The following is an 8,995-nucleotide window of genomic DNA, read 5'->3' on the forward strand; positions in this document are numbered from 1 at the left end:
GAAACAAGTCCGGAGGGTCTTGTCGCTCCCCCCCCCCCCCCCCCCCCCTCCCCCCCCCCCCCCCCCCCCCCCCCCCAGCGCCGCGCGCAGCCCCTTACCGAATCCCTGCGGGGCATGGGGGACACTGGGTGCGCACCACCACACCGCCCGCCGCTAGGAGCCTCCCCCCATGCCCCGCCTCGCCGTGTTCGCCCTTGTCGTCTGCGCCCTCGCCGTCGCCGCAGCCGTGGTCGCCTTCGTGGAGGGCAGTTTCCTCGGGATCGTGTGGGTGCTGCTCGCGGGCGTGTCGTCGAACATGGCCTGGTACTACCTCCGCAAGGCGAAGGCCCAGAAGGCCGCTGCCGCAGGCGGCCCCTTCAGCGGCTGACCGGCCGGCGCAGCCGACCGGCCACAGCGGCCGGTCAGACGCCGGCCTGGCAGTACTCGTTCGTCTCCTGCCAGAAGCGGTAGAGGTCGCGGCCGCAGTACGCATCGACGTCCGTGACCCCGAGACCGTTGAGGATCGCGTAGACGGCGTCGAAGAAGACGGCGTTCACCTCGGGGATGAAGAGCACCACGAACACCCCGAGCAGCCCGAAGGGCGCGTACGGCTCGATCTGGCGGCGCACCCGGTACGACAGCCAGGGCTCGATCACGCCGTAGCCGTCCAGCCCCGGAACCGGCAGGGAGTTCAGGATCGCGGCCGTGATCTGGAGCAGCGCGAGGAAGCCGAGCGCGTAGCGGAACGGCGCGGGCACGCCGTCCAGCGCACCCAGCCAGAACGGCGCCGTGCACACGAAGGCGAAGAGGACGTTCGTCAGCGGGCCCGCGGCCGAGATCAGGCTGTGCTTCCAGCGCCCCTCGATCCGGTTGCGCTCGATGAACACCGCGCCGCCCGGCAGGCCGATGCCGCCCATGATCACGAAGACCACGGGCAGCACGATGCTGAGCAGGGCGTGCGTGTACTTGAGCGGATTGAGCGTCAGATAGCCCTTGGCGCCCACGGAGATGTCCCCGCCGTGCAGAGCCGTGCGCGCGTGCGCGTACTCGTGCAGGCACAGCGACACGATCCAGGCGGACGTGACGAAGAGGAAGACCGCGAAGCCGGTGCTGGACGCGAACTCCGTCCACACCGCCCATCCCGTGACGGCCATGACGGCGACGATCCCGAGGAAGACGGGGCTCACCCGTCGGTCACTGTGACGCGTCTGTCCACCCATGCCGCCGAACCTACCCTGCCCCCGCGCCCCGCCACTCGGCCGCCCCGTACCCGCGCGGGCCCCGGAAGGCGGGCCGCACACCGCGGACGGGGACAATGGGGCGGTGCGCTACGCGATTCTCGGCAGTACCCAAGTCGTCCGTGACGACGGCAGCACCGTCGCCCTCGGCGGGGCCCGCCTGCGCGCGCTGCTCACCGCCCTCGCCGCCCGGCCCGGCCGCGCTCTCTCCGCGGACCTGCTCGTCACCGAGGTGTGGGCGGGCGAGCCGCCCGCCGACGCGACCGCCGCGCTCCAGGCCCTGGTCGGCCGGCTGCGGCGGGCCATCGGGCACGGCGCCGTCGAGTCCGTGGCGGGCGGCTACCGGCTGGCCGCCGCCCGCGAGGACGTCGACGTCTTCCGCTTCGAACGGCTCGCCGCCGAAGGCTCCCGGGCCCTGGAGGAGGGCCGGGCGGGAGCGGCCGCCGCGCTCTACGACGACGCGCTCGCACTGTGGCGCGGCCCGGCGTTCGCCGACCTCCCCGACCGGTCCGCGGACGCGGCCCGCTGGGACACCGTGCGGCTCGACGCCCGCCGGGGCCGGCTCGCCGCCGCCCTGGCCGCGGGAGAGCCGGGCGAGACCGCCCGGGTCCTGCCCGAACTGACCGCCCTGTGCGCCGAACGCCCCCTCGACGAGCCCCTGCACGCCCTGCGGATCCGCGCCCTGCGGGACACCGGCCGCCCCGCCGAGGCCCTGGCCGCCTACGAGACCGTACGCAAGGAGCTCGCGGCCCGGCTCGGCGCGGACCCCGGGCCGGAGCTGCGCGCCCTGCACGCCGCACTGCTGTCCCCCGGCAGGCAGGACCCCGCCCCCGCCGCCCCTCCGGCACCCGCCGCACCCGCCGCACGGCCCCACGGCAACCTGCGCGTCCGCCTCACCACCTTCGTCGGGCGCGAGACCGACATCGAGGCGATCGGCGGGGACCTGCGCCGCTCGCGGCTGGTGACCCTGCTCGGCCCGGGCGGAGCGGGCAAGACCCGGCTGTCCCAGGAGGCCGCCGAGGCACAGCCCGCCGAGCAGTGGCCGGACGGCCTCTGGCTCGCCGAACTCGCACCGGTCGACGACCCGGACGACGTGCCCGAAGCGGTCCTCGCCGCCCTCGGGGCCCGCGACGGCACCCGGCGCGGCGTCGCGGGCGAGGAGCTGCGCGCGCTCACCGAGCGCCACGGCGACGACCCCGTGCTCCGCCTCATCGACCACTGCGCGCGGCGCCGGCTGCTGCTGATCCTCGACAACTGCGAGCACGTGATCGAGGCCGCCGCCCGGCTCGCCGAGGAGCTGCTCGCCTGCTGCCCCGGCGTACGGATCCTCGCCACCAGCCGCGAACCCCTCGGCGTGCCCGGGGAATCGCTGCGCCCGGTCGGGCCGCTGCCCGGCCCCATGGCGCTGCGGCTGCTCGCCGACCGGGGCGCCGCCGCCCGGCCCGGCTTCACCGTGGACGCGGGCCCCGCCGGTCCGGGGACCGCACCCACCGCACACAGCGCAGACGCCGCAGACGCCACGGACACCGCCGCGGCCGCCGCCGAGATCTGCCGCCGACTCGACGGCATGCCGCTCGCCATCGAGCTCGCCGCCGCCCGGCTGCGGCTGCTGACCCCGCGCCAGATCGCCGACCGGCTCGACGACCGCTTCCGCCTGCTCACCAGCGGCAGCCGGACCGTCCTGCCCCGCCAGCAGACCCTGCGCGCCGTCGTCGACTGGTCCTGGGACCTGCTGGACGAGCCCGAACGCGCCGTCCTGCGCCGCCTGTCGGTGTTCGCCGGCGGCTGCGACCTCGCCGCGGCGGAGGCGGTCTGCGCCGACGGCGACCGGCTCGCCCCCCTCGACGTCGCCGGCCTCCTCGGCTCGCTCGTCGACAAGTCCCTCGTCGTCGCGGCCGCCGGGCCCGCCGACGGGATGCGCTACCGGCTGCTGGAGACCGTCGGCGAGTACGCCGCCGAACGCCTCGCCGAGGCCGGCGGGGACCGGGCCGCCACCGAACGCCGGCACCTCGTCCACTACCGCGAACTGGCCCGCCGTACCGAACCGCTGCTGCGCGGCCGCACCCAGCGCGCCGCTGCCCGCCTGCTGACCACCGAGTACGAGAACGTCCGTACGGCGCTGCGCCGGGCCGCCGCCGCCCGCGACGAGCACGAGGTCATCTGCCTCGTCCACTCCCTCGGCTGGTACTGGCACATGCACGACCTGCGCTCCGAGTCCCGCCACTGGTCGGCGGCGGCCGCGGCGCTCGGACCGGACCCCTTCAAGGCGCGGCCCGTCCTCCCCGCCCCGCCGATCCCGGACCGGGTCATCGACTCGCCCCCGCCCTACAGCGGCGAACTGCTCACCGAGGCCCGCCGCGGCATCCGGCTGATCCAGCTCGCCTCGGTCGACCAGTCCACCCTGACCTGGCACTCGCCGGAGGTCCGCGACCAGATCGCCGGCATGCTGGCCGCCTACCGGCCGGGCCTGCCGCAGACCTGCCGTGCACCCGGCGGCCTGTGGATCTTCGCCGTGATGATCTCCGGGGACGCGGACCTGCTGCGGGAGGCCCTCGACGCCGCCGTCGCGACCAGCCGCGAACTCGGCTACACCTGGGAACTCGCCTCCGCCCTCCAGCTGCGCGCCAACGTGCTCGCCAACCGGGCCGACTGGGTCGGCGACGCCTCCCGCGACGCCGAGGAGAGCCTCGCGCTCTTCGCCGCGCTCGGCGACGACTGGGGCTGCGCCGAGGCCCTCTCGGCCCGCGCCGAGGCCAGGGAGCGCCGCGGCGAGTACGCGGCGGCGGCCGCGGACTTCCGGGCCGCCGTGGACCGCGCCCGGCAGCTGGGAGCCGAAGCCCAGGTGACCGTCCTGCGGGTGCGGCTGGCCGGGGTGCTCGGCGAGAAGGGCGAAGGGGACGAGGCCGAGCGGATCCTGCGGGAGGTCGTGGCCACCCCGGAGCAGTTCGGCAACGAGGCCATGCCGGCCGCCCGGATGTTCCTGGCGGTGCGGCTGGCCCGCACCGGCCGGACCGCCGAGGGCCGCGCCCAGCTGGTGCAGTTGCGCGAGGAGTTCGCCCTCGGCGCGTACGCGATCTTCGACGGCTTCCTCCTCGGCACCCTGGCCTGGCTGGACAACCTCGACGGCGGCTACGAACAGGCACTGGCCGAGGTCCGCCAGGCACTGGAGAGCGCCAAGGACCCGCTCGCGCAGATGGTCGCCCCGCAGATGAGCGCCGTCTACCTGATGACCGCGGCGGGCTCGCACGCCGCGCTCGGCGGCGAGGACCGGTCCCGGGACGCGGCCCGGCTGCTCGGCGCGTACGGGGCCCTGCTGCCCGCCGGGCACTACGCCGTCAGCACCGAACGGGAAGCGTTCGCCTGGGCCGAGGGGCTGGCGAAGGCCGCGCTCGGCGACGAGGAGTACGCCCGCTGCACCGCAGAGGGCGGCGGCCTCACCCTGGAGGAGGCCACCGCCCTCGTCTGACCCGGCCGGGGTCAGGTCTTCTTGCGGAACTTGCGGATCGCGAGCGGAGCCGTCACCGCGGTGATCAGGACCGACCAGCCGAGGGTCATCCACACCGAGTGGGCGACCGGGCCGCCGTTGATGAGGTTCCGGGCCGCGTCGGCCAGGTTGGACAGCGGGTTGTAGTCGGTGAAGCTCTGCAGCCATCCGGGCATCGACGACGGCGGGCTGAAGATCGAGCTGCCGAACTGCAGCGGCATCAGGACCAGCATGGCGACCCCCTGGACGGCCTGGGCCGTCTTCATGGTCAGACCGAGCAGGATGAAGATCCACATCAGCGAGGCGCCGAAGACCATCGACAGGCCGACCGCGGCGAAGAGGTCGAGCACCGAGGTCTTGATCTCCAGGCCCAGCAGGAAGCCCATGCCGAGCAGGATGGCCGTGGCGATCAGCATCCGGCCGATCTCGACCACGATCTTGGCGACGAGGACCGAGGAGCGGGCGATCGGCATGGACCGGAACCGGTCCATCACGCCCTTCTGGAAGTCCTCGTTGACGCCGGTGCCCACCGCCATGGCGATGTTCAGGCCCATCATCGCCATCATGCCGGGCACCAGGTAGTTCACGTAGGCGTCCTGGTTGCCCTTGCCCGCGATCGCGCCGCCGAAGACGTACACGAAGAGCAGGATGAAGACGATCGGCATGAGGACGACCTCGAAGATCGACTCAGGGTTCGCCTTGATCTGGAGCGCGTTGCGGCGCGCCAGGGCGCCGATGTGCCGCAGGTTGCCCCGCAGGCCGATCCCGCCCTCGGCGGGCACGGGCCGCCGGGAGGCTGCGGCGGTGCTGTCGGCGGGCTTCGTGGCCAGGGTGCTCATACCGCGACCTCCTCGTTCTCGTCGGTGTGCGCGGGCTCGTCGGCTGCCGGCTTGTGGCCGGTGATGGAGAGGAAGACCTCGTCCAGGCTGGGCAGGTACGTGCCCAGGTCGGCGATGCCGTAGCCGCGGGCCGCGAGCAGGCCGATCACGGCGGTCAGCTGCTGGTCGCTCAGGATCGGCACGAGGAGCACGCCCTCGTCCGGCACCGCCTGCGTGCCCGCCACGCCGTCGAGCCCCGCCTCTGCCAGGGACCGGGCCATGCCCGGCAGCTCGGCCGGGTCCATCGGGCGGATCCGCAGGGTGCGGCCGCCGACGCGGGCCTTGAGCTCGTCTACCTTGCCCTTGGCGATGACCTTGCCGCGGTCGATGACCGTCAGCTCGCTCGCGAGCTGCTCGGCCTCCTCCATGTACTGGGTGGTGAGCAGGACGGTCGCGCCCTCGGCCACCAGCCGGTGCACCTCGTCCCAGACCTCGTTGCGGGTGCGGGGGTCGAGGCCGGTGGTCGGCTCGTCCAGGTAGATCACGGCCGGGTGCCCGATCAGGGAGGCCGCGAGGTCCAGGCGGCGGCGCATGCCGCCGGAGTACATCCCGGCGACCTTCTTCGCCGCGTCGGTCAGCGAGAACCGCTCCAGCATCTCGTCCGCGCGGCGGCGGGCGTCGTTGCGGGACAGGTCGAGCAGCCGCCCGATCATGTACAGGTTCTCCCAGCCGGACAGCCTCTCGTCCACGGAGGCGTACTGACCGGTGAGGCCGATGGTGCGGCGGAGCTGGCGGGGCTGGCGGATCACGTCGTACCCGGCGACGGTGGCCGTGCCCGCGTCCGGGACGATCAGCGTGGACAGGCAGCGCACCAGGGTGGTCTTGCCCGCGCCGTTGGGCCCGAGGACACCGAGGACGGTGCCTTCCCGGACATCGAGGTCCACGCCGTCCAGTGCCTTGGTCTCGCCGTAGTGCTTGACCAGTCCCCGCACCTCGACGGCGTGGGCGCCGCTTCCGGGGTTCTTGTCGATTCGCGTCATGTCCCACAGGAGACCATCCGCCACCGACAACGCACCGACAGGGCGCCTACACCCCCGCCGACGGGCCGCCTACGGCCCGCCCGCAGCTGCACCGGCGGCCCGCCGGCAGAGCGCCGTCGGGCCGTCGGGTCACCCGTCTCAGTGGAAGCTGTGCTCTTCCTGCGGGAACGATCCGCCGGTCACGTCCGCGGCGAAGGCCTTCGCCGCGTCGCCCATGGTCTGGCGGAGGTTCGCGTACTGCTTGACGAAGCGCGGCAGCTTTCCGCTGGTCAGGCCCATCATGTCCGTCCACACCAGCACCTGGGCGTCACACTCGGCGCCGGCGCCGATCCCGACCGTCGGGATGTGCAGCGAGCGGGTCACCTCGGCGGCCAGCTCGGCCGGGACCAGCTCCAGGACCACGGCGAACGCACCCGCGTCCTGCGCCGCCTTCGCGTCCCGCAGCAGCTGGTGGGCGGCCTCGTCGGACCTGCCCTGCACCCGGTAGCCCATGGCGTTCACGGACTGCGGGGTCAGCCCCAGGTGGGACATGACGGGGATCCCGGACTGCACGATCAGCTCGGTCTGGCGCAGCGAGCGCTCGCCGCCCTCCAGCTTGACCGCGCCGACCCCCGCCTCCTTGACCAGCCGGGTCGCGCTGCGCAGCGCCTGCACGGCCCCTTCCTGGTAGGAGCCGAAGGGGAGGTCGCCGACGATCAGGGCGCGCTTGGTGCCCCGCACGACCGCGGCCGACAGGAGGGTCATCTCGTCGAGGGTGACCGGGACGGTGGTCTCGTAGCCGAGGTGACAGTTGCCCATCGAGTCGCCGACCAGGATGACCGGGATCCCGGACTCGTCGAAGACGGAGGCGGTCATCGCGTCGTACGCGGTGAGCATGGGCCACTTCTCGCCGCGCTCCTTGGCGGACGCCAGGTCGCGGATGGTGATCCGGCGGTTGGTTGCGCCCCCGTAGAGAGAGGGACCGCTCTGACCGGCTTCGCGGGCAGGCGAAACGGCATGCGTCATTGCAACTGCTCCTTGTGTCATCTCGAGGCACCCTGACGGCGTCCCCGGACTTACCCCCATGGTGGCATCCGATGGGCCGAAGCAGGAAGGCGACGACTCGACCCGCGCTCGCACGCATGCGCACACCTGCTCGGAGGTGCTCGAATATGCGCGTTTCGTTACAAGAGGAACCACCTCCACCGCAGCTTCCGTCCTCGTGGCCGAACGGCCGTAACGGACGGCACGCAAGTTGCTGATCATCGCCTAGGGTCGAGGGGCGGGAACAGTGCGCGAGCAAGGCAGTGAGGACAGTGGCATGGCACAGGCGTACATGACGGAGACGGGGAACGGCGGCTCGGGGGACGAGCCCACCGGGTCCCGGTTCCGGCGCCGGACCGCCGAGCTGTGCAGGGATCCGGGCATCTGGCGCCGCGGGATCGTCACCGGCTCCGTGGCCGTCGTCGTGGCACTCGTGATGGTCTTCCACGCGCAGCTGCCCAACACCGTCGGCAACACCGGCAGCCTCATCGAGACCTTCCTGCCCTGGCTGGGCCTGTTGGTTCCGGTCCTGCTCGTGATCGGCCTGCTGCGCCGCTCCGCGACCGCGCTGATCGCCGTGGCCGTGCTCGCCGGGGTCTGGCTGAACTTCTTCGGCGGCCTGGTCACCGACAAGTCCGGAGCCGGCGGCAACCTGACCGTCGCCACCCACAACGTCGACGCCGGCAACCCCGACCAGGAGGGCACCGCCCGCAAGATCGCGGAGTCCGGGGCGGACGTGCTCGCGCTCACCGAGCTGAAGGCCGCCGCCGTCCCCGTGTACGAGCGGCTCCTCGAGGAGACGTACAGGTACCACTCCGTCGAGGGCACGGTCGGGGTCTGGAGCAAGTACCCGCTGAGCGGCAGCCGTGACGTCGACATCAAGATGGGCTGGACCCGGGCCATGCGCGCCACCGTCGCCACGCCGCAGGGGCAGATCGCCGTGTACGTCGCCCACCTGCCGTCCGTACGGGTCAAGCTGAACGCCGGCTTCACCGCCAACCAGCGCGACAACAGCGCCGACGCCCTCGGCCACGCCCTCGCTGCCGAGCCGCTGAAGAAGGTCGTCCTGCTCGGCGACCTGAACGGCACCATGAACGACCGCGCGCTGTCCCCGGTGACCTCGCAGATGCGCTCCACGCAGGGCGCGGCGGGCGACGGCTTCGGTTTCAGCTGGCCGGCGCCGTTCCCGATGGCCCGCATCGACCAGATCATGGTCCGCGGCGTCACCCCGGAGGCGTCCTGGACCCTGCCCCGCACGGGCAGCGACCACCTCCCGATCGCGGCCCGCCTGACCGTGCGGCCGTAGCGCCGGAAGCCGTGCGAAGGGCCCCGGGGGGGGGGGGGGGGGGGGGGGGGGGTGTTGGGGGGGGGGGGGGGGAGGAGAGAGGGGGGAGGGGGAGGGGGGGGGGGGGA

Annotated in this window: 7 protein-coding genes; 3 read left to right on the forward strand and 4 right to left on the reverse strand. The window is 73.4% G+C overall.

Features of this window, described 5'->3' with window-relative positions; genetic code table 11:
- Nucleotides 1-169 precede the first annotated feature (169 nt).
- The gene (locus ACZ7H1_RS28670; protein ID WP_470790689.1) at nucleotides 170-367 is read left to right on the forward strand and encodes a hypothetical protein; all 198 of its coding nucleotides are present in this window, start codon (nucleotides 170-172) and stop codon (nucleotides 365-367) included.
- Between the two features lie 34 nt (nucleotides 368-401).
- On the opposite strand, the gene ACZ7H1_RS28675 is transcribed toward ACZ7H1_RS28670, so the two are convergent.
- Nucleotides 402-1,199 carry a site-2 protease family protein gene (locus ACZ7H1_RS28675; RefSeq protein WP_470790690.1) on the reverse strand — a complete coding sequence of 266 codons (798 nt, stop codon included), beginning with the start codon at nucleotides 1,197-1,199 and terminating at the stop codon, nucleotides 402-404.
- A 103-nt stretch (nucleotides 1,200-1,302) separates the two neighbouring features.
- Between ACZ7H1_RS28675 and ACZ7H1_RS28680 the strand changes: the two genes are divergently transcribed.
- Nucleotides 1,303-4,683, forward strand: a complete 3,381-nt coding sequence (locus ACZ7H1_RS28680; RefSeq protein ID WP_470790691.1) for an AfsR/SARP family transcriptional regulator — start codon at nucleotides 1,303-1,305, stop codon at nucleotides 4,681-4,683.
- An 11-nt stretch (nucleotides 4,684-4,694) separates the two neighbouring features.
- Here ACZ7H1_RS28680 and ACZ7H1_RS28685 read toward each other — a convergent pair whose 3' ends face one another.
- The 3 genes from ACZ7H1_RS28685 to panB all read right to left on the reverse strand — a co-directional run bounded on the left by ACZ7H1_RS28685 (nucleotide 4,695) and on the right by panB (nucleotide 7,585).
- The gene (locus ACZ7H1_RS28685; RefSeq protein ID WP_470790692.1) at nucleotides 4,695-5,540 is read right to left on the reverse strand and encodes an ABC transporter permease; all 846 of its coding nucleotides are present in this window, start codon (nucleotides 5,538-5,540) and stop codon (nucleotides 4,695-4,697) included.
- Nucleotides 5,537-6,559, reverse strand: coding sequence for an ATP-binding cassette domain-containing protein (locus ACZ7H1_RS28690; RefSeq protein WP_470790693.1), 1,023 nt, complete (start codon nucleotides 6,557-6,559; stop codon nucleotides 5,537-5,539). Before ACZ7H1_RS28690 ends, ACZ7H1_RS28685 begins: the two co-directional genes overlap by 4 nt.
- Nucleotides 6,560-6,697: 138 nt before the next feature.
- On the reverse strand, nucleotides 6,698-7,585 hold the full coding sequence (gene panB, locus ACZ7H1_RS28695; protein ID WP_470790694.1) for a 3-methyl-2-oxobutanoate hydroxymethyltransferase: 888 nt from the start codon (nucleotides 7,583-7,585) through the stop codon (nucleotides 6,698-6,700).
- Between the two features lie 274 nt (nucleotides 7,586-7,859).
- Between panB and ACZ7H1_RS28700 the strand changes: the two genes are divergently transcribed.
- A complete protein-coding gene (locus ACZ7H1_RS28700; protein ID WP_470790695.1) occupies nucleotides 7,860-8,888 on the forward strand; it encodes an endonuclease/exonuclease/phosphatase family protein in 1,029 nt (342 codons plus the stop codon).
- Nucleotides 8,889-8,995 lie beyond the last annotated feature (107 nt).

This window comes from Streptomyces sp. NPDC037401 (assembly GCF_055602345.1).